The organism is Pseudomonas sp. HD6515 (genome assembly GCF_024971855.1).
GTDB classification, from domain to species: Bacteria; Pseudomonadota; Gammaproteobacteria; order Pseudomonadales; family Pseudomonadaceae; genus Aquipseudomonas; species Aquipseudomonas alloputida.
Map to the genome: position 1 here is coordinate 3,315,157 of NZ_CP079827.1, position 21,454 is coordinate 3,336,610.

A 21,454-nucleotide genomic window follows, 5' to 3' on the forward strand; every position below is an offset into this window, starting at 1 on the left:
CCGGTGCCCTGCAACGCGGTGGCTGCTTCGCGGGCTCGCCCGCACCCACAGGGAACCACGCAAGTACCGAGCGTTGGGGGTCAGTGAAAATCCCGGCTGCGCACATCCAGCCCTTGCAGCAGCGGACTCACATCCTCCAACCGCCGCGCAATCAGGTGCCGCACCCCATTCTCCTGCTCCAACCGCCCACTGACCTTGAGCAACTGCGAACCCACCAGCGCCCGCCGCTGCCGTTCGGCCAGCGCACGCCACACCACCACGTTGACCATGCCATGTTCGTCTTCCAGAGTAACGAAGGTCACACCGCTGGCGGTTTGAGGCCGTTGCCGGCCCACCACCAGCCCGGCCACGGCAATGTTGTCGCCATGCTCCACACCCTGCAATTCACTGGAGCTGCGACACCCCAGCGCCCTCAGGCGAGCGCGCAACAGGGCCAGCGGATGTGGGCCAAGCGTAGTGCCGAGGGTTTGATAATCGGCCATCAGGTCCTCGCCCACGGTTGGCACGGGCAATTGCACCGGTTCTTCAGGCAAGGCCTGCGCATCGGCGAACAACGGCAGCTGCGGCTGCACCGCCGCCACCTGCCAGCGCGCCTGATGCCGATCGCTGACCAAGGCGCGCAGCGCCCCGCCATCAGCCAGGCGGGCACGGGCCCGTGCGTCCAGGCCGGCGCGCAGGCACAGGTCTTCGACGTTGCGCCACGGCCGCTGCGCCCTCGCCTGCTGCACGCGCCTGGCATCGGCTTCGGCCAGGCCACGCACCAGTCGCAGGCCCATGCGAATGGCCAGGGTGCCTTCAGCATCAGGCTCCAGGGTGCAGTCCCAGTCGCTGTGGCAGACATCAACCGGCCGTACCTCGATACCTTGACGGCGAGCCTCTTGCAGCAGCTGATCAGGGCTGTAGAAGCCCATCGGCCAACTGTTGACCAACGCACAGGTGAAGATCGCCGGCTCATGGCACTTCAGCCAACTGCTGGCATAGCACAGCAAGGCGAAGCTGGCCGCATGCGACTCAGGGAAGCCATAGCTGCCAAACCCCTTGATCTGCTCGAAGATGCGCTCGGCAAACGCCAGCGTGTAACCATTGCGCAACATGCCCTGCACCAGCCGTTCGCGGTGCGGTTCCAGGCCGCCGTGGCGCTTCCAGGCTGCCATGCTGCGGCGCAACTGGTCGGCCTCGCCCGGGGTATAGTCGGCCGCGACCATCGCCAGTTCCATCACCTGCTCCTGGAACAGCGGCACGCCCAAGGTACGTTCGAACACTTCCTTCAGTTGCGGCGACGGATACGTCACCGGTTCCTGCTTCAGGCGCCGGCGCAGGTACGGGTGCACCATGTCGCCCTGAATCGGCCCGGGGCGGACGATGGCGACCTCGATGACCAGGTCGTAGAATTTTTGGGGCCGCAGCCGCGGCAACATGGCCATTTGCGCGCGTGACTCGATCTGGAACACGCCCATGGTCTCGGCACGGCTGATCATGGCGTAGGTGGCCGGGTCTTCGCTGGGGATGGTCGCCAGGGTCAGGTGCCGGCCACGGTGGTGCTGCAGCAGGTCGAAGCAGCGGCGCAAGGCGCTGAGCATGCCCAACGCCAGTACGTCGACCTTGAGCAGGCCAACCATGTCCAGATCATCCTTGTCCCACTGGATCACCGTGCGCTCCGGCATCGCAGCATTCTCCACCGGCACCAGCTGGTCGAGCGGTTGCTGGGAGATGACAAAACCGCCCGGGTGCTGTGACAGGTGCCGGGGGAAGCCGATCAGTTCGCCGGCCAGCACCAGCACCCGCCGCAGCGAAGGGCTGCCCGCTTCGAAACCGGCTTCGGCCAGGCGCTGGTCATCGGGTATGCGATCGCTCCAGCGGCCACAGCATTTGGCCAGGGCATCCACCTGGTCGGCAGGTAGCCCCAGCACCCGCGCCACATCCCGCACCGCACCGGCGGCATGGTAGGTGTTGACTACCGCAGTGAGCGCCGCCCGGTGCCGGCCATAGCGACGGAACACATACTGGATCACCTCCTCGCGCCGGTCGTGTTCGAAGTCCACGTCGATGTCCGGCGGCTCGTTGCGCTCGCGCGACAGGAAGCGCTCGAACAGCAGGTGGTGTTTCATGGGGTCAAGCTCGGTGATGCCCAGTACGAAGCACACCACCGAGTTGGCTGCCGACCCCCGGCCCTGGCATAGGATGCGCTGGCTGCGGGCGAAGGCGACAATGTCGTGCACCGTCAGGAAGTAGCTTTCGTAACCCAGCTCTTCGATCAGCCCCAGTTCCTTGGCAAGCACAGCCCGCACTTTGCCACTCGGCCCGCCTGGCCAGCGCAGCGGCAGGCCTTGCTCGCACAATTCACGCAGCCAGCTTGCCGGGGTATGCCCCTCGGGCACCAGTTCGCGTGGGTACTGGTAGTTCAGTTCGCTCAGGTCAAACTGGCAGCGCCGTGCAATGACCAGGGTCTCGGCCAGCAGGTCGAGCGGATACAACTCGGCCAGTTGCGCCTGGCTGCGCAGGTGCCGTTCGCCATTGGCAAACAGAAAGCGCCCGGCCTCGCTCACCTGGCAATGCTGGCGGATGGCAGTCATGCAGTCCTGCAAGGCACGGCGACCACGCACGTGCATGTGCACGTCGCCACAGGCCACGGCGCGGATACCCACATCAGCCGCCAGTGCCCGCAACCGTTGCAGGCGCATGGCATCGTCACTGCCCCGGTGCAGGTGCACGGCCAGCCACAGGCGCTCAGCGAACACACTGCGCAGCCACGCGCCGGTAGCGGTATCGCCACTGTCAGCGGCCACCCACAAGGCCAGCAGGCCTTGGTGGTGCAGCAGCAAGTCATCACGAAACAGCTGGTACGCCCCCTTCTCTGCCCGCCGCCGGGCACGGGTGATCAGCACGCACAGGTTCTGGTAGCCGGTCAGGTTCTCGACCAGCAGCACCAGCTTGGGCCCGTCGCACAATTGCACCTCGCTGCCAACGATCAGCCGCAACTGGTGCACCTTGGCTGCCTGCCAGGCGCGCACGATACCGGCCAGCGTGCATTCGTCAGTGATTGCCAAGGCCTGGTAGCCCTGCTCGCGCGCACGCCGGAACAGCTCGTCGGCGCTCGATGCACCGCGCTGGAAGCTGAAGTTGGAAAGGCAATGCAGCTCGGCATAACCCGGGGTGTTCATGCGAACCAACCCTGCAGCCAAAGCGGGCCGGCCTGGCTCAGGTCGCGGTAGGCCCAGCCGCGCAGGCCGTCACGGGTTTCGATGCGGTAGTAGTCGCGACGCACATCGCCGCCATCCCACCAACCTGATTCGATGCGTTCGGCATAGCCCTGCACCTGGTAGGCGGCATCATCCAGCGCGATCGGTGCCGACAACAGCCACCCCGGGCGGCTACCCGGTGCAACCGGCATGTTGCCTTGGGCACCCTGCTCCGCCAACTGCCAGGCGCATTCGGGGCGGTGATCGGCGGCTGCGCCAAGCCCCTTGACGGCCTCATCCCCCAGGCGGGCGCGCAACCGCTCACGCAATTGCGCCCAGGGTTGCGCCTGTTGCGCCCGCGGGTCGAACAACGCCTGATGCTGTGGCACGAAGGGTGGCAAGTCTTCGGCAACCAGCCGCAGGTTGCGCACCGGTGCGGGTATGCGCAGCGGCTCAAGGCGCCCACGGGCTAGCTCGAACAGCATCGCAGCATCACGTTCGGCCGCCAGCAGGCCCACCTTGAGCAGGGTATCCGGCCCCTCGGCGTGCTCCAGATGCAGGCAGAAGCGCTGCACGCCACAGTCTCGCCCGGCCAGAAATGCAGCAAGGTCGTTGAGCATGCGCCGCAGCGGGAACAACAGCGCCTGGTGCGATTCGACGTCGAAGTTGAGTTCCAGCCGGGTTTCGAAACGGTCGGGTGGCTGGTAGAAGTCCAGCCCCAGGTTGCGCAGGCCGAGCAACTGGTCGAGGTGCAGCTGCACCTGGGCCGCAAAGCGCCTGGCCAAGGTATCGCGCGGCAAGGCCAATACCTGGCCCAGCTGGTGCAAGCCCATGCGGGCAAACGCTTCGGCCGCCTCTGCCGGCAGGCCGACGCGCGTGATGGGCATGCCAAGCAGCGCCGCTCGGGTGGCGTCGACATCGCCCACGGCCAGGCCATCGTGGCCATTGGCGAGCATGCGAGCAGCCACCGGGTTGCTGGCCAGGACAATGCGTTGACGCAGGCCCAGTTCTGCCAGTTCCTGACGCAGACGTGCCTCGAACAAGGGCCAGGGCCCGAACAGTTGCAGGCTGGAGCCCACTTCCAGCAGCAGCGCCCGAGGGTAATGCAGGCTGACCTGGGCACTGAAGCGGTAGGCCCAGGCCGCCAGCAACTGTTGCACCTGATCGATGCGTTTGGGGTCAGCTTCGACGCAGGTGAAGCCATCGGCCAGGGCACGCGCTGCGGTCAGGGTTTGCCCGGCGCGCAGGCCCAGTGCAGCGGCCGCCGGGTTGACTGCCTGCAACACGCGACGCTGGGTCGGCCCGCCAATCAGCACCAAGGGTGTGTCAGGGTCGTCACGCTCACGCAGGACGGTGTCCAGCGCAAGCTGCGGGAGCAGGATGCAGGCCCAGAGCATGGTGCATCAGCCCCGCCCCGGGCAGGGAATAGGCAGCGCGGGTGGCATGCCACCCCGGCTTTTCAGCACGCGCCATTGCGCCGGGCGTGTGTCGACTGCAATGCGCAGCGCTGCGGGTGAAGGGTTGTGCGACGCCTGCTGCGGCCTGCAGGCGAACGCCAGTGCCTGCCCGGTTTCGGCCGCTACCTGCAAGCGCCGCAGGGCGCGGTCATCGGCACGTTCCGGCCAGCACAGCACCGCCGCGCAACTGCCCGAGCGCAGGCACTGTTCGGCAGCCCACAGGGCATCGGCAGGCTCGGCATCCACCTGTACCAGCCAGCGCAGGTCCACCCCCGCTGCCTGCCAGGCCGGTGCAAAAGGGATGAAGGGTGGAGCCACCAGCACCACTCTGCTGGCTTCTGCACTCAGCCGAGCCAGGGTTGGCCACAGCAACTGCAATTCGCCACAGCCGGGGTTGGCCAGCAACAGCTCGCTCAGTGCTGCCGCCGGCCAGCCACCTTCCGGCAAACGTTCGTCGAGGGCCGCATGGCCGGTGGGCTGCAGCCCGAGTGGCCGCGCCTGGGCCTGCCGGCCGCGCCATACCCGGCGCTGCTCCAGCAGCCTGTCGAGGTCGACCACGGCGCCCATCAGTCACGCCTCAGCAAGCCGCAGAACACGCCTTCGATGAAAAAGTCCTGTTCGGGCTGCACATCGATCGGCGCATACGCAGGGTTGCGTGGCAACAGCCGGTAAGTGCCGCCTTGGCGTTGCAGGCGTTTGATGGTCACTTCGCCGTCCAGGCGCGCAACCACGATTTGCCCGTCGCGGGCGTCGGCCTGTTGCAGGATGCCGACCAGGTCACCGTCAAAGATGCCGTCGTCGATCATCGAGTCGCCCCGCACCTTCAGCAGGTAGTCGGGGGTACGGCGGAACAGGCTGGGGTCGAGCAGCAACTGCTCGTGGATGTCCAGGTCCGGGCCGATGGGGGCACCCGCCGCCACCTGGCCCAGCACGGGTATTTCGAGGATTTCCGGCCGGCGCAGCGGTTCGGCCAGGCGTATGCCCCGGGCCTGGTTTGGCGTGACATCGATGTAACCGGCCTGGCACAGGGCGGTGATGTGCTTGCGCGCAACGCTGCGCGAGGCAAAACCGAAGCGCGTGGCGATATCGGCCAGGCTCGGCGGCTGACCATGCTCGGCAATGCGCTCACGGATGAATTCGAAAATGGCGCGGCGTTTGGGGGTAAGAGTGTCCATGGAGCACATTTGTACTCTTTTCGGAGCACGCTGAACAGCCCCCTTCGTCGTCAGCTTTGGTTATGATCCCCTGGCTTGTGTTTTTTCATCTGGATATCCCATGCTGACCGCCCTGCTGTTCGACCTTGACGGTACCCTCACCGACACTGACACCCTGCACCTGCAGGCCTTTCGCCAACTGCTGCGCGAACACGACGGCCGCGAGCTGAGCCAGGCGCAGTTCGATGCCCAGGTCAGCGGCCGCGCCAACGGCGAGCTGTTCGCCGAGCTGTTCAGCGGCGCCAGTGTCGAACAGTGCCAGGCGTTGGCCGACCGCAAGGAAGCGCTGTTTCGCGCGATGTCGCCGTCGCTTGAGCCAATGCCAGGCCTGTTGCGCCTGCTGGAGCATGCCCAGGCCCATGACATCGGCATGTGCGTGGTGACCAACGCACCGCGGCTGAACGCCGAGCACATGCTGAACGCCATGGGCCTGGGCCAGCACTTTGAACATGTGCTGGTGGCCGAAGAACTGGCACGGCCCAAACCGGACCCGCTGCCCTACCTCACCGGCCTGCAGCGGCTGGGTGCCGAGGCCGGGCAAGCGCTGGCCTTCGAGGACTCATTGCCGGGGACGGCTGCAGCCAGTGGCGCGGGGATCTTTACCGTGGGCGTGGCCACGACGCAGACCCCGGAGCGGTTGCTGGCGGCGGGCGCCAGGCTGGTTGTCGACGATTTCAATGATGCGGCGTTGTGGGCGTTGATCGAGCGTATGGCTTCAGACAGGGGCTGTGTTCCCGAAGGCTAGGGAGTGGGAGCCGAACCTGCTGGCGCTGCAGCCGGGGTGCCGGATGTACAACCTGGAACGCTAAGCCGTGACGCCGCATTTCGCCCTTGCAGCCATACCGCCAAAGCCGCCAACCCTGCGGGTAGCAACAACGAAGCGAATACCTGGGCAAAGCTCCAGCCCAGTGCCAGCATCTGTGCCCCGGCAAAGGCACTGAGAATCGCACCCAGGCGCCCGATGCCGCTCATCCAGCTGGCGCCGGTCGCCCGTGCTTCAGTCGGGTAAAAAGCCGCCGCCAGTGCATTCATGCCAACACTTGCCCCATTAAGGCCAAAGCCCACAGCGCTCGCAACCGCACACAACCAGGCGAAGTCCGCAGCGACCTGACCAATTGCAAAAATCACCGCACCACTGAACAGGAAGGTCAGTACCAGCACGCGCTGCGCCGGGTAGCGATCCATGGCCCAACCCACCGAAATCGCGCCCAACGGGCCGCCAATCTGGAAACAGGCCGTGACGATGGCCGCTTCGGCCACCGAGAACCCGCCCCCCTCCTTCACCAGCGTCGGCAACCAGCCGCTGAACAGATAGACCAGGAACAGCGCCAGCACGTACCCGCCCCAGAGCATGCAGGTACCAAAGCGATACCGCGCAGAGAGGATGGTGCCGATTGCACCGCCTGCAGCCTGGGCTTTACCGGGCAAGACAAAGGTCGTGTCGGCGTTGACATGCTCAGGTGCCAGGCGACGGACAATGGCCAGAATGCGCTTGCGGTCCGCCCCTTTGCTGACCAGGAACGTCACCGATTCCGGCAGGCGCCAATACAGCAACGGCAGGACCATCAGCGGCAACACCCCACCCAATGCCAAGACACTGCGCCAGCCCAGGTTCGGAATCATCCAGGCGCTGACGAAACCACCTGCCGCAGCGCCCAGGGAGAAGCCGCAGAATGCCAGGGTAATGAGCAGCGAGCGGCTGCGTGCCGGGGCATACTCGCTGACCAGGGTGCTGGCATTGGGCATGGCTGCGCCCAGGCCCAGGCCGGTCAGAAAGCGCAACGCGACCAGGGCTTCCAGGTTGGGTGAAAAGGCCGAGGCCAGTGTCCAGAGGCCGAACAGCAGCACGCTGCACAGCAACACCGCCTTGCGCCCGTAACGGTCCGCCAAGGGGCCGGCAATCAAGGCGCCGAGTGCCAGGCCGATCAACGCGGCGCTCAATACCGGGCCCAGACTTTGCGCATCCAGGCCCCAGTCGCTTTTCAATTGCGGGGCAATGAAGCCGATGATGGCGACGTCCAGGCCGTCCAGGGCGATGATGAGAAAGCCAAGGAACACCACCCATTTCTGGTAGCGGCCGATGGGTTGCTGGTCGATCAGTTGGCGCACGTCGAGCGTGTTGTTCATAGGTATCACCTGTTGTTGTTTTTATGACGGTGTTTGTCGCAGCCCTAGTGGAAAAGGCTGGGTAAGCGCACAGGCCTTATGATGCGTGTTTCCTGAGCCACCACCAGGTCGCGGGTGGCATGCAGGTACGCGGCAAAGTCCGGGTCGGCATCCCGCGCTGCGCTGCGCTTCTCGAAGTCATCGAGGCTGTCATAGCCCCACAAGTGCACCACCTGGTTCAACGGCCCGATGCTGCTGGTGTAAAACGCCAGGGGTGCACCGAGGTGGCGCAGCAGGATCGGCATCGCCAGCTGGTCGAACGCCTCGAGAAAGGCCGCCATGCCGCGTGGGCGAATGGTGTAGATGCGGTGGTCGACCACAGGCTTGTCCATCACGCCACCTCCCGTGCGTTGCCCGCCGCCAGCCCCTGCTCGACACCCGCCAGATGGCGCCCGGTGATGTAGGCAAAGGTCATGATCGGCCCCAGGGTGATGCCCGCCCCGGGGTAGTTGCCGCCCATGATGCTGGCGCGGTCGTTACCCACCGCATACAGGCCGTCGATGGCTTGCCCGTCGGCCGCCAACACTTCACCGGTCACACGGGTGCGCAGCCCGTCGAAAGTGCCCAGATCGCCCATGATGACTTTCACGGCAAAGTACGGTCCCTCGCCAACCGGCGCTACGCACGGGTTGGGTTGTTGCTGCGGGTCGGCCAGGTAGCGATTGAAGCTGGTGCTGCCGCGGCCGAACTGACGGTCTTCGCCGTGGACAGCGCCAAGGTTGTACTCGCGCACAGTCTGCTCCAGCCCTTGCGCATCGATACCGGCCTTGCCGGCCAACTCCGCCAGGGTCTGGCCCTTGAGCAGGTAACCGTTGCGCAGCAATGGCCCCAGCGGCATCGGCGCAGGCTTGGCAAAGCCCAGCCCGTATTTGGCCAGGGTGCGGCGGTCGCACACCAGCCACATGGCGGTTTCTGCCTGGTCGGAACACGCCTCGATCAGCGCTGCGCCTACGTCGTGGTAGGCATTCGACTCATTGGTGAATCGCTGCCCCGAACGCAGCACGCCGATCACACCCGGCTTGTAGCGGTCGAGCAAGTGCGGAAAGGCAATATGCCGCCCACCACCCACCGGCACCTTCGATACCGGCATCCAGGCTGCAGGTGCCTGCAGGCAGATATCGACCTTTGCTCCCAGCGCCTCGGCCATGCGCGCACCATCGCCGGTGTTGCCCGCTGGCACCGGTGAAAAATGCTCGCCGCCACGCCGTACATGCGGGTAGGCCTGGCGCAGCCGTTGCAGGTCATGGGAGAAACCGCCACAGGCCAGCACCACCCCACGCCGGGCCTCGATGCGCTGCTCGCTGCCGGCCTGCCCGGTCACCGCCCCCACTACCCGCGCCCCTTCGCGCAGCAACTGCCGCGCCGGGGTGCCTGTGAGAATCGGAATGCCCAGGTCCAGTGCCGAGCGTACCAGCCGTGCCGCCAGGGCATTGCCACTGGTGACCTGGGTGCCGCGTCGGTACAGGGCCAGCTCCTTCAAATGGGTCAGCAGGCGTTTGGCCACGTAGGCGAACGAGGTCAACGAACGGGTGACATTGAAGAAGTGCTTGAGGTCGGCATTCGACGAGTTGAACATCATGCCGATGAAGGTGATGGTCTTCAGCGGCGGGCGCAGCCGCGCCATGTCGGGCCCCAGACCACGGATGTCGTAAGGTGCGGCCAGTATCGAGCGGCCCACATCGACGCCGCCTTCCACCTGCGGGTGATAATCGGGGTACAGCGTGGGCACGAATTTGACTGCCGTCTCGCGCTCGAAAAACTCAACCATCTGCGGCGCGTAGCGCAAGAATGCCTCCACCCCGGCCGCATCGAAGCAGGCACCGGTTTCGTTGCGCAGGTAGGTCATGGCCGCTGCTTGGCTGTCATTGCCCCCGTGCCGGGTGCCCGGCACCCACAGCACACCGCCGGAAAACGCCGTGGTGCCGCCGAAGCACGCCTCCTTTTCGATGACGATCACATCCAGGCCAAGCTTTTTCGCCGTGATGGCTGTCGCCAGGCCGCCAGCACCCGCACCGATGACCAGTACATCGCAGCTACGCGTACTCATTGGCCTGCCCCCTCGAAGCCAGGGCGCGGGATCAATGCCATGGGCATGCTTTCCAGTCCGCCATCCACGGTCAGCTCGGCGCCGTTGATATAGTCGGCGCGGCGGCTGGCCAGAAACAGCACGGCTTCGGCGATGTCTTGCGGCTCACCGATGCGCTGGTTGGCGGTCATGGCGCTACGCCGGCGCGCCACCTGTGGGTCGGCATAGAACGCCGCCGACAATGGCGTGCGGATCAAACCCGGGCATACGGCGTTGCTGCGCACACCGCGCGGCCCCCATTCCACGGCGATCTGCCGCGACAACATGCTGACGCCTGCCTTCGCCGCGCTGTAAGCGCCACTGTTGGGTTGCGGGTAATGGGCTGCAATCGAGGCCACATGCACGATACGGCCCTGGCCGCAGTCCAGCATGGAACGGCCAAAGGCCTGGGCACACAAAAGGTAGCCACTGAGGTTGACCGCCAGCACCTGGTTCCATTGTTCCAGGCTTAGCGTGTCCAGCGCACCGGGGCGCAGCACGCTGGCATTGTTGACCAGTACATCGCAGCGCCCATGCAGCGCCTGTACCTGGGCCGCAGCCTGCTCCACGCTGGCCGGATCGGCAATGTCGCAGGCCAGGGCACTGACTTCGCCTGCACTGTGTTCCCCCAGGGTGGCCGCCAGTTCGCGGCATTTGTCCAGGTCGCGGTCAAGCAGCACCACGTGGGCCTGCTGCTCCACCAAGGCTACGGCCAATGCTGCGCCAATGCCGCCGGCCGCGCCGGTCACCACGCATACGGCCGACTCCAGGCCTAGCCACTGAGAAAGGATCTTGTTGTTGTGCATGCTGTTCTCCAGAGCGTTGCTTGTTCTGGGCAACAGGCTATGGCCGGCAGGCCCACCGGCAGAATGGACAAAACCTGCAACCAGCCCCACATTCCTGTCAATTTGCCCACTGCGCCCTGAAGCCTGCGTGCAGCTATGGCACAGTAGCGGGTACTGAACAGAACAATTACAACACCATGAACAAGATCCCCAATTACGCCCTGTACGGTGAAACCGCGCAGCCGGTGTGGCACGAAGCCTTGCATGTGGAGCAGATATCCCAGCGCTCTGGCGCGCACAACTGGGAGATTGCCGCACACCGTCACGAAGGCTTGCTGCAGCTGTTGTACCTGCAAAGCGGTGGCGGCGAGGTGCTGTTCGACAGTGACCGGTTTCAGGTTCATGCGCCCTGCGTGGTGTACGTCCCGGCGCAGGTGGTGCATGGATTTCATTGGGCCAGCCAGGTAGAAGGCCAGGTAATCACGGCTGCGCAGCACCCGCTGGATAGCATCGCTCAGGTGCTGGCACCCAGCGTGCGGGTGCAACTGCGCAAACCACAGGTGATTGCCCTGCCCCACTGGGCCGCCGATGAAGACCCGTTGTTGCCCCTGTTTCGGGCCCTGCGCGAGGAATACCACAACCGCGCCCGCGAGCATGTGGCCAGCAGCATGGCGCTATTGCTGGCACTGATGATCCATGTCCTGCGCCATGAGCCGTACATGCCCGCAGGTGAGCAGCGCCCAGTATCAAGACGCAGCCAGCAACTGACTGCTTTTCGCGAGCTGGTAGACATGCACTACCGCGCGCACTGGCCACTGGCGGAATACGCCGCCGCGTTGGGCATGACCCTGGTGACGTTGGGGCGGTTGTGCCAGGAACACCTGGGCATGACGCCGATGAATGTGATCAATGCCCGACTGGTGCTGGAGGCCAAGCGCATGCTCGGGCATTCGAGCCTGAGCGTGAAAGAGATCGCCCATGAGCTGGGGTTTGCCGATGTGGGGTATTTCAGCCGGTTCTTTCGCAAGCAGGCGGGGGTGAGCCCTAGCGGATTTCGGGAGGGCCAGTAACGCCCGCAGGTTCTGTGGGCGGTACTGGCAATGCACGCGTCTGTGGCTTACCCGCGAAGAAACCCGTGCAGGAAACATCAAACAGCCAAGGCCCGCTGCACTTCCCCCACCGTGGTCGCCAAACTGCTCAGGTGCAGGCTCGACACCCGCTCCACCGGCGCCTGATCCAGCGGCCATTGCAAGGCAATGCTGCCGACCAGGCGCCCTTCGGCATGTACCGGCAAGGCAATGGCGCGGATCAGGAACGGCAGGCGCACCGGGTATTCCCAGTAGCCTTCGGTGCGCTGACCAAAGCCCTTGTGCGCTTGTTCTTCGATATCGCGCAACAACCCGTCGTCACCCAGCCGCTCATGGGCCGCCAGGCGCTGCACTTCGTCCACCGCCAATTCCCCCAGGCACGCCCGCCCCATTGCCGAATGAAACAGGCTGGCATGCTGCCCAACGATCTGACTGGTGAGCGGATAGCGCTTGCGCAGCACCTGGGGAATGGCGCTTTCCATCACCTCCAGCCGCTGGCCGTCGAAACACGACAGGTCAGCGACCAGCCCGGTGCGCTCACTCAGCTCCAGCAGCATGGGCGCTGCGCTTTCCACCAGGCGCCGCTTGAAACGCAACTGGCGGTCACCGAACAGGCGTCGCGCGCACAGCCGGTAGCGCCGGTCGGCAAGGCCGCGGTACACCCAGCCTTGCGCCTGCAAGGTGGCGATCATGCGCGACACCGTGGCCTTGGGCAGCGCCGTCAGGTAGTGCAGTTCTTCCAGGCCCAACGCCTGGTGTTCGCCCAGCAGGTCGACAATGGCCAGCGCCCGCTCCACCGAACGCACGCCGCCGCTGTCTGCCGTGATGCCCATGGGTATGACCTCCTTGTAGCGGGATGGTCAGGATAGCCAGCAAGATCCGCGCCTGCCCGTGCTTTCATGGCGCAAGCAGGCGTTGTGGCGGGCAGCGCACCACCCAGCGGGTGAGCTGTTCATGGGCATACGCCAGCTGCAGCACGGCATGGTCGGCCTGCGCCGGGCCTATGATTTGCAGGCCCATGGGCAACCCGGCGGCATTGAACCCCACCGGCACGCTGATGCTCGGCAAGCCGGCCAAGGTCGGCCCGATCACCACTTCCATCCAGCGGTGGTAGGTGTCCATTGCCCGCCCCCCGACCACCGTCGGCCATGGCTGGCGTGCATCGAAAGGGAACACCTGGGCCGAGGGCAACAGCAGGAAGTCGTAACGCTCGAACAGCTTGCCCATGGCGCGGTACCAGTCGCTGCGGTCCAACGAAGCCTGGTACAGCGCCGCCGCACTCAGCTGCAAGCCACCTTCCACCTCCCACTGTGCTTCGGGCTTGAGCAATGCGCGCTTGCCAGGGTCGGCATAGGCTGCGCCGAGGTTGCCATGCACCAGGAAGTGGCGGTGGGTCAGCCAGCATTGCCACAAGCGCGCCAGGTCGAATGCCGGCTGGCAGGCCTCGACCCGGCAGCCCAGCTCGGCAAAGTCGGCCAGCGCCGACTCGCACAGGCTCATTACCCCGTCATCCATCGGCAGATAGCCGTTGTAGTCGCCCAGCCAGCCCACCCGTACACCGCGAAAATCGCGCGGCAAGCCAACGGTAAAATCGCGCCAGCCTTCGCTTAGCGACAGCGGCGCCCGGGCATCAACACCCGCCTGTATCGACAGCAGCCGCGCCACGTCGACCACACTGCGGCCCATCGGCCCTTCTGTGGCCAGCTGCTGCACGAACAGCTCGGGCGCCGGCCCATGCGGCACGCGGCCCTGCGATGGGCGCAGGCCGAACAGGTTATTGAACGCCGCCGGGTTGCGCAGCGAGCCCATCATGTCGCTGCCGTCGGCCACCGGCAGCAAGCGCATGGCCAGCGCCGCTGCAGCCCCACCGCTGCTGCCACCCGCCACCCGCGACGGGTCGTAGGCGTTGGTGGTGGTGCCAAACAAGGGGTTGTAGCTTTGCGAGCCCAGGCCAAACTCGGGCACATTGCTCTTGCCCAAGATCAATGCCCCGCTCGCCCGCACCCGCGCCACGCTGATCGCATCCTGTTCGGGTACCTGCTCGGCAAACAGCGGCGAGCCGAGCGTGGTACGCAGCCCGGCCGTGGCGGCGAGGTCCTTGATTGCCTGCGGCATGCCATGCATCCAGCCGCGCGAATGGCCACAGGCCATTTCGCGGTCACGCGTCTCGGCCTCGGCCAGCAGCACTTCGGCCGGGCGCAGCGAGACCAGTGCATTGACCTGCCGATTGAAGCGCTCGATATGCCCCAGGTAGGCCTGCATCACCTCCCGGCATGACAACTGGCGGGCATGGATGGCCCGGGACAGTGCCTCGGCATCAAGGGCAACAATGGGGTCGATGGCTAGCGGCTTCACGGTTTTACTCCAAGGTTGAAGGCGGCAGGTTTGACTACCCGCGGTGCTTCTTTCAGGCAATAGGTGCCCAGCAATGTCAGCAGGCAGGCAAACAGCACGTAGAACGCCGGCGCCACTGGGGTGCCGAGCACCTGGGTGAGCCAGGTCACGATCAACGGGGCAAAGCCACCGAACACCATCACCGCCACGTTGTAGGCCACCGACACGCCGGTGGAACGCACCTGGACCGGGAACTGTTCGGCCAGGGCAGTAGGCGCCGGGCCGAAGAAACCACCGATGGCCGTGCACAACAGCAGTTGCATGACCAACAGGCGCTCCAGGGAAGGCGCAGCGGCCATCCACACATACAGTGGGTAGACCATCACGAAGAACGCCAGGGTGAAGGCCATCAGCACCGGGCGCCGCCCCAGCCGGTCAGATAGCGCCCCGGACAACGGAATCACGAGGGTCATCAGCCCCACGGCGAGCATCTGCACCAGCAGCACCTGGTCCAGCGGCAGGCCTAGGCTTTTGTGGGCGAAGGTCGGCATGTTCACCAGCACCACGTAGAACGATACCGTCGCGCCGCAGGCCAACCCCATCGACACCAGCAGGCTGCGCCGGTGTTCACGCAGCACCTGCCACAGGCTGGGCGACTGGCCCTTGGCATGGCGACGCGCCTCGACAAACGCCTCAGGCTCCTCCATATGCTTGCGAATCCACAGCCCGACCGGCCCGATCAGCAGGCCCAGCACGAACGGGATGCGCCAGCCCCAGCTGTCCAGCGCCTCAGGCGAGCACAGGTGGGTAACCAACGCCACCATTGCCGCCCCGGAAAACACCGCCAGGCACTGCCCTACCAATTGCCACGAACCATAAAGGCCCTTGCGGTGGGCAGGCGCGCTTTCCACCAGAAACGCCGTGGCGCTGGCGTATTCACCACCGGTGGCAAAGCCCTGCAGCATGCGCGCCACCACGATCAGCAGCGGCGCAGCCATGCCGATGGCCAGGTAGTCGGGCGCGAAGGCGATCATGGCGATGGACACGGTCATCAGGCGGATGATCATCTGCATGGCCGCCTTGCGGCCCTTGCGGTCGGAATACATGCCCAGCAGCACGCCGCCCACAGGGCGCATGAAAAACCCGACGCCGAAGGTGGCAAGGGCCATCAGCAGCGAGGCGTACGCGTCGTCGGACGGGAAGAACTGCCGGGCGATGATGCTGGCCAGAAAGCCATACACGATAAAGTCATACCATTCCAGGGCGTTGCCGATAACGGCGGCCACCACTTGCCGGGTACGCGACACGCCGGTGCTCGAAGTCTGCATAGGGAACACTCCACACAATGATTGGGTGATCGCCCAGGCGCAGTCGCGCCCGGGTTCCAGCGGCAGTGGTCAAAAAGGGACAATCAGGCAGGTGCCAACCAGCGCTCTGCCAGCGCGCCCCAATAGGCGGCGCCGGTCAGCAGGATGTCGTCGTTGAAGTCGTAGGCCGGGTTGTGCACCATCGGCCGCGATACACCATTGCCGATGAACAGGTAGGCCCCCGGGCAGCGCTGCAGCATCCAGGCGAAGTCTTCGCTGCCCATCAGCTTGCGGGTGTTGCCATCCACTGCCTGGGCGCCCAGCAACTCGACCCCTACCTGGGTGGCAAAGGCGTTTTCAGCGGCATGGTTGACCAGCACCGGGTAGGCCGGGCGGTGCTCGATGCTTGCGCGGCAGCCAAAGCTCTCGGCTTGACTGACGATGATTGCCCGCACCCGCTCAAGGGCCTGCGCCCGCACCTCGGCGTTCAGCGCGCGCAGGCTAAGGCGCAACAGCGCCTGTTGCGGGATCACGTTGGCCGCTTCGCCGGCCTGCAACGCGCCGACGGTGACCACTGCCGCCTCCTGCGCATCGATATTGCGCGCCACCACGGTTTGCAGCGCCATCACCACACTGGCAGCCGCCACCAGCGGGTCGACGGTCAGGTGCGGCATCGAGCCATGGCCACCCACCCCGTCCAGGGTCACCGTCAGCAGGTCTTGCGAAGCCATCATCGGCCCCTCACGAAACCCCAGGTGCCCGGCCGGCAGCCCTGGCATGTTGTGCATGCCAAATAGCGCATCACATGGGAAGCGCTCCAGCAGGCCGTCGGCCAGCATCGCCTCGGCCCCGCCCTGGCCCTCCTCGGCCGGCTGGAAGATCAGTGTCAGCGTGCCGTCGAACTGCCGGGTGGCCGCCAGGTAGCGTGCGGCGCCAAGCAGCATGGTGGTGTGCCCGTCATGACCACAGGCGTGCATGCAGCCTGGGTGCTGGCTGCTGTATGCCGCGCCCGTTGCTTCGTGGATGGGCAGCGCGTCCATGTCGGCGCGCAGGCCCAGCCGGCGGGGGCTGCTGCCGTTGCGCAGCACGCCGACCACGCCGGTCTTGCCGATACCGGTGTGCACTTCATAGCCCCATGCCTCCAGCAGTCGGGCGACCAATGCCGAGGTGCGGCTTTCTTCAAAGCCCAGTTCCGGGTGAGCGTGGATATCGTGACGGATCGCGTGCAGGTCGCTGGCCACGTCGGCGAGCCAGGCCTGGATATGCTGATGTCGGGACATGTGGAGTCTCCTCGCGCGGGTGGTTTCCCGTTCTTGTTGTTCGCCTTCAGGTCACGACAGGTGAGGCAGGTCGTGCTTGGCTCACAGATAAGCGCGAGTGACGCGGGATCACAAACGAATGTGGTTCCGCCCAGCGGAACCAGTCGGGGGGAAAAGCGGAATGGGTGTGGAGTTGGAGTCGTAGGTAAAGCTGTACGTGGCGTTGTTTTCGTTGAATAGTGCGGTCAGGCGGCCTTGTCGTACTCGTAGCGAACCCGTTGGCCCTTGGCATCCTGGCGGCTGCTCGGCAGGCCACGGGCCGTGCGCATCAGGCGGGTGGTCTGGCCCTTGCCGTCGGTGTGGCTGAGCACCTGACCGTAGACGTTGTAGGTGAAGCTTTCCGTGGTGCCGTCCGGGTGGCTGATGCGCAGCACTTCGCCGTCGGGCTTGCGCTCCAGCGTGGTGGTCTGGTTCAGCGCGTCTGTTACCGCGACCAGGTGCTGGCGTTCGTCATAGCGGTAGTACGTACTCTTGCCTGAGCAGTCCTGGTAGCGCTCGACCTGGGCCAGGGTGTTCCACCACAGGTACTTGGACTTGTAGGTCGCATCGATGATGGTGTGCGGCAGGCCGTCATCGCTGTTCAGGTACTCGGTCATCTGGCCGAGGGCATCGAATTCGGCGAGCAGGTTGCCCTTGTCGTCGTAGCGCGCTCGCCAAGTGCTGCCATCCGGGTAGCTGACCTGGGTCACCAGTGTGGTCAGGTGGTGATACTCGTAGGTGGTCCTGCGGCCGAGCGGGTCGGTCTCTTCGAGCAAGCGGGAGAATTCGTCGTACTTGAATTGCAGGCGGTTACCGTCCGGCAAGGTCAGGCCAACCATATTGCCGTGTTCGTCCAGCTCGATGGCGTAACGCTCGCCGCCATAGTCGCGGCTGGCGACCACGCGGTGGTCGGCGTTGTACTGCACTTCCAACTCGCGGCCAAGTACGTCGGTGGCCCAGCTGGTGCGGCTATCGAGGTCGTAGCGGAAGTGGTAGTGCTCGCCGTCGCTGGTCCAGTGCTCGACCACACGTGGCTTGTCGCCCAGGGTTTGCCAACGGTAGTGGCAGCCCAGCCCCAGCGCGTTGCTGTGGGTCACCATCAGGCCGTCGGCGTAGCTGAAGCTGCGCACGGTGTCGCCGTTGCGGTTGATCACCGCGCTCAGCTGGCCGTGTTCGTCGTAGCGGTACTGGGTAAGCGTTTCCACCGCTTCGTTGTTCACCACGCGCTTGATGTCGGTCAGGCGGCCCAGCGGGTTGTCGTAGTGCAGGTGCACGCGGGTGCCGCCGGTGGAGCTGATGTCGGTCAGTGTGCCGTCGGGCGTGCGGGTGAAGTGCAGGAAGTGGCCGAGGACGTTCTCGATACGCTGCAGCGGCACTTCGGTGTTGGTGTCTGGCACTTCTCTAGATTGTCGAGGGGTTGCAGGAGGTAATGAGCCACCTAGGATACAGGCCCGCACAATCACCTTACACGCTTAGCGAACGTGACTTTTGACAATGACACAAATAATTATATTAGCTAAGGCAGCTTCATTCCAGCCGCTCGACAGTATCGGCTAACGGAAAAATAGTTGAAGCTGGCACCCCAACTATTTTCAATAGCTTTTTCAATATCTTTCTTTCAACAATGCCACATAAAAACAAAAACCGAAGCCAGACTAAAAATGCCTCGAAAAATCAATCGTAAATACCATCTTGCTGAGATTTTTCGATAAATATATCCTGCAAGTCACCCTGAATATCTTCACCATCTAATTTTACAACAAAATCGCCCTCGAGGTCATCCGGAAAATGGACACCATCCAACGTCCCAAGCACTACAGAAGCGCTGTCTGCGATAACAACTTTAAAAAAGTTAATGATATCATACCTTTGAGTATCATCTAGCGATGCTAGAGCATTACGCGCACGAGCATATGAGTCCTTATCTCCGTTGACGGGTTTAGTAAGAGAATTTTTATATTGAGGGAAATTTTTCTCAAACAATTCGGAATAAATAGCATCAACAAATTTATTATCACCCATAAATTTCTCCCTTTACTTCCGCATTTCTGGATACATAGATTTATTCAGAGCGATTAGCTGCTGTAGCTTTTCATTTGGCACTTCTGGATAAACACGCCTAAGTTCTCTAATGTCGCGCGCAACCACATCACGAGCACTATTAAAAGGGAGTCCTGTCCTGGGATTTATACTACTTCTAGACACAATTCCCACACCTTCTTTAGAAACTGTATGTCCTACTCGGGGTACCAGCATAGCAGGCCCTGTAGCAGGATCGTAGCCCTCGACAAGGTCTTTCATCAAATTTTTCTGCCCAACATGATGTGAGTCCAGGCCTAGATTCTTCCCTTTAACTGCATTTTTGTTTGCCTGATGGGTACTAACATCCCACTTATCACACGCTAGCCCTAATGAGTCTATCCAGGACTGAGTGTTTTTCGCATACTGATAAAGATTATCACCACCAAACAAACCAACAAGATCTTGTGTTACAAATCTCCCCAATGCCGGATCATAATAACGAAAAGTGTTGTAATGCAGCGCAGTCTCGCGGTCGAAGTATTGTCCCTGGAATCTTAGATTTTGCTCTACCCCATTGACCGTTAGCTGCTCTATCTCACCCCACGAGCGATATGTCGCCTGCCAGACAATCTCACCCTCGCTATCGGTCAGCTCCAGTGGGGTTCCAATCTGATCCGTATGGAAGTAATAGACCTTCTGCCCTTCCCCTTCAACCTGATCAACCCGCGCCAACGGCGCATAGCTACCCGGCTCGTACAGGTACAAGATGCTCTGCCCAGGCGTTTCCTCCCGCAGCATTCGCAAGCCTTGCCAGAGAAAGCGCTTCTGCTCGGCTTCGCCATTGATTTCAGCCTGTTTGGCCACCCGCCGTCCCAGGCTGTCATACCGGTACTACCGGTGCTTTCCAGTCTGTCACCAACATACGTTTCAGCTTTAACCAGCCGGTTCTCACAGTCATAGGCGAAGTTCTGTAGCTTGCTGTGCCCCGAGCGCTTCTCGATCAGGTTGCCCCACGGGTCGTAGCGGAAATGGTATTGCTCGCCGTCGCTGGTCCAGTGCTCGACCACGCGCGGCTTGTCGCCCAGGGTTTGCCAACGGTAGTGGCAGCCCAGCCCCAGCGCGTTGCTGTGGGTCACCATCAGACCGTCGGCGTAGCTGAAGCTGAGCACGGTGTCGCCGTTGCGGTTGATCACCGCGCTCAGCTGGCCGTGTTCGTCGTAGCGGTACTGGGTAAGCGTTTCCACCGCTTCGTTGTTCACCACACGTTTGATGCCGGTCAGGCGCCCCAGCGGGTTGTCGTAGTGCAGGTGCACGCGGGTACAGCCGGTGATTCATTGCAGCGGCACTTCGCTGTTGGTGTCCGGTACTTCACCGAAGTAGAAAAAGAGGAAGAACAGGCTGTCGCGGTTTTGGGGGTGTAGTGGCTGCCCTCCGAGCTGACTGCACTTATACAATACTCTTAAGCACAACCTAGGGACTCCATGTTAACAAGAGGCTGGCTCTACCAACATCTAGCAGAGCCAGATAAACCTGCATTCTATTAAACAGCCGACACTGACGAAACGACCACCCGAAAGGCAACGTTCGAAACATTATTATGGCCAAGATCAAAAAAATCGCACCCTTCAATATTCGCCATATTTCGATTGAATCGATGCCACCCCATCACCACCCACCTCAGTTTTCTTCAATCATTTCAACGTCATCGGGCAGCGACGCTAAAATCAAAGAATAAAAATCATCGAAACCTTCTGCTATTTTATAAAGATGACCGCTATCACCTTGCTCCGCTATATCATATTTATTAATGGAGTCAGATTCGTGCAAGTGGGTTCTATCCCAATAATAAACCCCTTCTCGCCCAGGCTCAGTAACTATCACATAAGGGTTCCCTCCCCCATCTTCCCCAATCGCCAAAACGCCATTAACAAATGCCAACTCAGAAATAAATTCTTGATTAAAGCTAATAATATCGTTGCATTCCTCTCCCGGTATAACCCCAAACAAACGATCAAAACTCACCTCCCCGTCTTGAACAGACTTCAACGGCAACTGCCCAAAATCAGGATCAGTCAAATAAAAACCATTCATGCGTGCCAGTATGTTTCTATACGCACTAGGCAAAGTAACATTAACTGCTGCCTCAAGTGAGTTTATCTCAGCATCAGTCAAACCAGCTTTGTAAACTATAGGCATTTTTCGACCCTATTAACAGCTTGATTTCATATTCTTAACACCACCCGAATGGGTGAACCTGTTGTGAATTTTTTTAGGAACTTCCTGCATCGTCTTCATATTCTCATGATGATGCCAAGTATTTTTCGAATAGTCTGCCTTACCCTGAGGTGCAAGTGCATCTGCCTTGCCAAAATCACCACCAGGATTTTTACCGTGATTCCCCTTCAAGTCAGGAACATCAACTTGCTGTCGTTCAAAAGGAGTAAAGTCAGGATGGCCGTCGGGATACCTTACTACATTACCCTCCCAATCTTTATAAACCCATGTTCGTCCGTCAATCTCCATATGCACAGAACCACCT

The 21,454-nt window shown here is 62.7% G+C and carries 17 protein-coding genes and 2 pseudogenes; 2 read left to right on the plus strand and 17 right to left on the minus strand.

Features of this window, described 5'->3' with window-relative positions:
• Positions 1-80 precede the first annotated feature (80 nt).
• The 4 genes from KW568_RS15295 to lexA are packed head-to-tail and all read right to left on the minus strand — an operon-like array spanning position 81 to position 5,820.
• Positions 81-3,161, minus strand: a complete 3,081-nt coding sequence (locus tag KW568_RS15295) for an error-prone DNA polymerase (RefSeq protein WP_004576291.1) — start codon at positions 3,159-3,161, stop codon at positions 81-83.
• On the minus strand, positions 3,158-4,576 hold the full coding sequence (locus KW568_RS15300; RefSeq protein WP_004576292.1) for a DNA polymerase Y family protein: 1,419 nt from the start codon (positions 4,574-4,576) through the stop codon (positions 3,158-3,160). Before KW568_RS15300 ends, KW568_RS15295 begins: the two co-directional genes overlap by 4 nt.
• A gap of 6 nt (positions 4,577-4,582) precedes the next feature.
• Positions 4,583-5,203 carry a translesion DNA synthesis-associated protein ImuA gene (gene imuA / locus KW568_RS15305; RefSeq protein WP_004374214.1) on the minus strand — a complete coding sequence of 207 codons (621 nt, stop codon included), beginning with the start codon at positions 5,201-5,203 and terminating at the stop codon, positions 4,583-4,585.
• The gene (gene lexA, locus KW568_RS15310; RefSeq protein WP_012052394.1) at positions 5,203-5,820 is read right to left on the minus strand and encodes a transcriptional repressor LexA; all 618 of its coding nucleotides are present in this window, start codon (positions 5,818-5,820) and stop codon (positions 5,203-5,205) included. Before lexA ends, imuA begins: the two co-directional genes overlap by 1 nt.
• Positions 5,821-5,911: 91 nt before the next feature.
• On the opposite strand from lexA, the gene KW568_RS15315 reads away from it, so the two are divergent.
• Positions 5,912-6,595, plus strand: a complete 684-nt coding sequence (locus KW568_RS15315) for an HAD family phosphatase (RefSeq protein WP_004374207.1) — start codon at positions 5,912-5,914, stop codon at positions 6,593-6,595.
• Here KW568_RS15315 and KW568_RS15320 read toward each other — a convergent pair.
• The 4 genes from KW568_RS15320 to KW568_RS15335 are packed head-to-tail and all read right to left on the minus strand — an operon-like array spanning position 6,592 to position 10,887.
• Positions 6,592-7,977, minus strand: a complete 1,386-nt coding sequence (locus KW568_RS15320) for an MFS transporter (protein WP_004374205.1) — start codon at positions 7,975-7,977, stop codon at positions 6,592-6,594. The two genes, KW568_RS15315 and KW568_RS15320, sit on opposite strands and share 4 nt — an antisense overlap.
• Before the next feature lie 44 nt (positions 7,978-8,021).
• On the minus strand, positions 8,022-8,348 hold the full coding sequence (locus tag KW568_RS15325; RefSeq protein WP_004374204.1) for an NIPSNAP family protein: 327 nt from the start codon (positions 8,346-8,348) through the stop codon (positions 8,022-8,024).
• The gene (locus tag KW568_RS15330; protein ID WP_004576293.1) at positions 8,348-10,063 is read right to left on the minus strand and encodes an FAD-dependent oxidoreductase; all 1,716 of its coding nucleotides are present in this window, start codon (positions 10,061-10,063) and stop codon (positions 8,348-8,350) included. Before KW568_RS15330 ends, KW568_RS15325 begins: the two co-directional genes overlap by 1 nt.
• Positions 10,060-10,887 carry an SDR family NAD(P)-dependent oxidoreductase gene (locus KW568_RS15335; protein ID WP_103517913.1) on the minus strand — a complete coding sequence of 276 codons (828 nt, stop codon included), beginning with the start codon at positions 10,885-10,887 and terminating at the stop codon, positions 10,060-10,062. Before KW568_RS15335 ends, KW568_RS15330 begins: the two co-directional genes overlap by 4 nt.
• Before the next feature lie 176 nt (positions 10,888-11,063).
• On the opposite strand from KW568_RS15335, the gene KW568_RS15340 reads away from it, so the two are divergent.
• On the plus strand, positions 11,064-11,936 hold the full coding sequence (locus tag KW568_RS15340) for a helix-turn-helix domain-containing protein (protein WP_004576294.1): 873 nt from the start codon (positions 11,064-11,066) through the stop codon (positions 11,934-11,936).
• A 77-nt stretch (positions 11,937-12,013) separates the two neighbouring features.
• Here KW568_RS15340 and KW568_RS15345 read toward each other — a convergent pair whose 3' ends face one another.
• From KW568_RS15345 to KW568_RS31150, 9 genes and pseudogenes are all read right to left on the minus strand, one after another.
• Positions 12,014-12,787: an IclR family transcriptional regulator gene (locus tag KW568_RS15345; protein ID WP_004576295.1), complete on the minus strand. Its 774-nt coding sequence runs from the start codon at positions 12,785-12,787 to the stop codon at positions 12,014-12,016.
• Positions 12,788-12,851: 64 nt separating this feature from the next.
• Positions 12,852-14,309, minus strand: coding sequence for an amidase (locus KW568_RS15350; protein WP_004576296.1), 1,458 nt, complete (start codon positions 14,307-14,309; stop codon positions 12,852-12,854).
• On the minus strand, positions 14,306-15,616 hold the full coding sequence (locus KW568_RS15355) for a citrate-proton symporter (RefSeq protein WP_004576297.1): 1,311 nt from the start codon (positions 15,614-15,616) through the stop codon (positions 14,306-14,308). The genes KW568_RS15350 and KW568_RS15355 overlap by 4 nt, the downstream gene beginning before the upstream one ends.
• Positions 15,617-15,699: 83 nt before the next feature.
• The gene (locus tag KW568_RS15360) at positions 15,700-16,875 is read right to left on the minus strand and encodes a M20 aminoacylase family protein (protein WP_004374190.1); all 1,176 of its coding nucleotides are present in this window, start codon (positions 16,873-16,875) and stop codon (positions 15,700-15,702) included.
• A 171-nt stretch (positions 16,876-17,046) separates the two neighbouring features.
• Positions 17,047-18,325 (minus strand): annotated as a pseudogene (locus KW568_RS15365) (type IV secretion protein Rhs); the annotation flags it as partial.
• A gap of 242 nt (positions 18,326-18,567) precedes the next feature.
• Entirely contained in the window at positions 18,568-18,915 is a 348-nt protein-coding gene (locus tag KW568_RS15370; protein WP_004577243.1) for a hypothetical protein, read from the minus strand.
• A gap of 12 nt (positions 18,916-18,927) precedes the next feature.
• A pseudogene (locus KW568_RS30965) lies at positions 18,928-19,943 on the minus strand (RHS repeat domain-containing protein); the annotation flags it as partial.
• 649 nt (positions 19,944-20,592) lie between these two features.
• Positions 20,593-21,111 carry an SMI1/KNR4 family protein gene (locus KW568_RS15385; RefSeq protein WP_080635003.1) on the minus strand — a complete coding sequence of 173 codons (519 nt, stop codon included), beginning with the start codon at positions 21,109-21,111 and terminating at the stop codon, positions 20,593-20,595.
• Positions 21,112-21,123: 12 nt separating this feature from the next.
• Positions 21,124-21,438 carry an HNH endonuclease gene (locus KW568_RS31150; RefSeq protein WP_146034149.1) on the minus strand — a complete coding sequence of 105 codons (315 nt, stop codon included), beginning with the start codon at positions 21,436-21,438 and terminating at the stop codon, positions 21,124-21,126.
• Between the last annotated feature and the right edge of the window lie 16 nt (positions 21,439-21,454).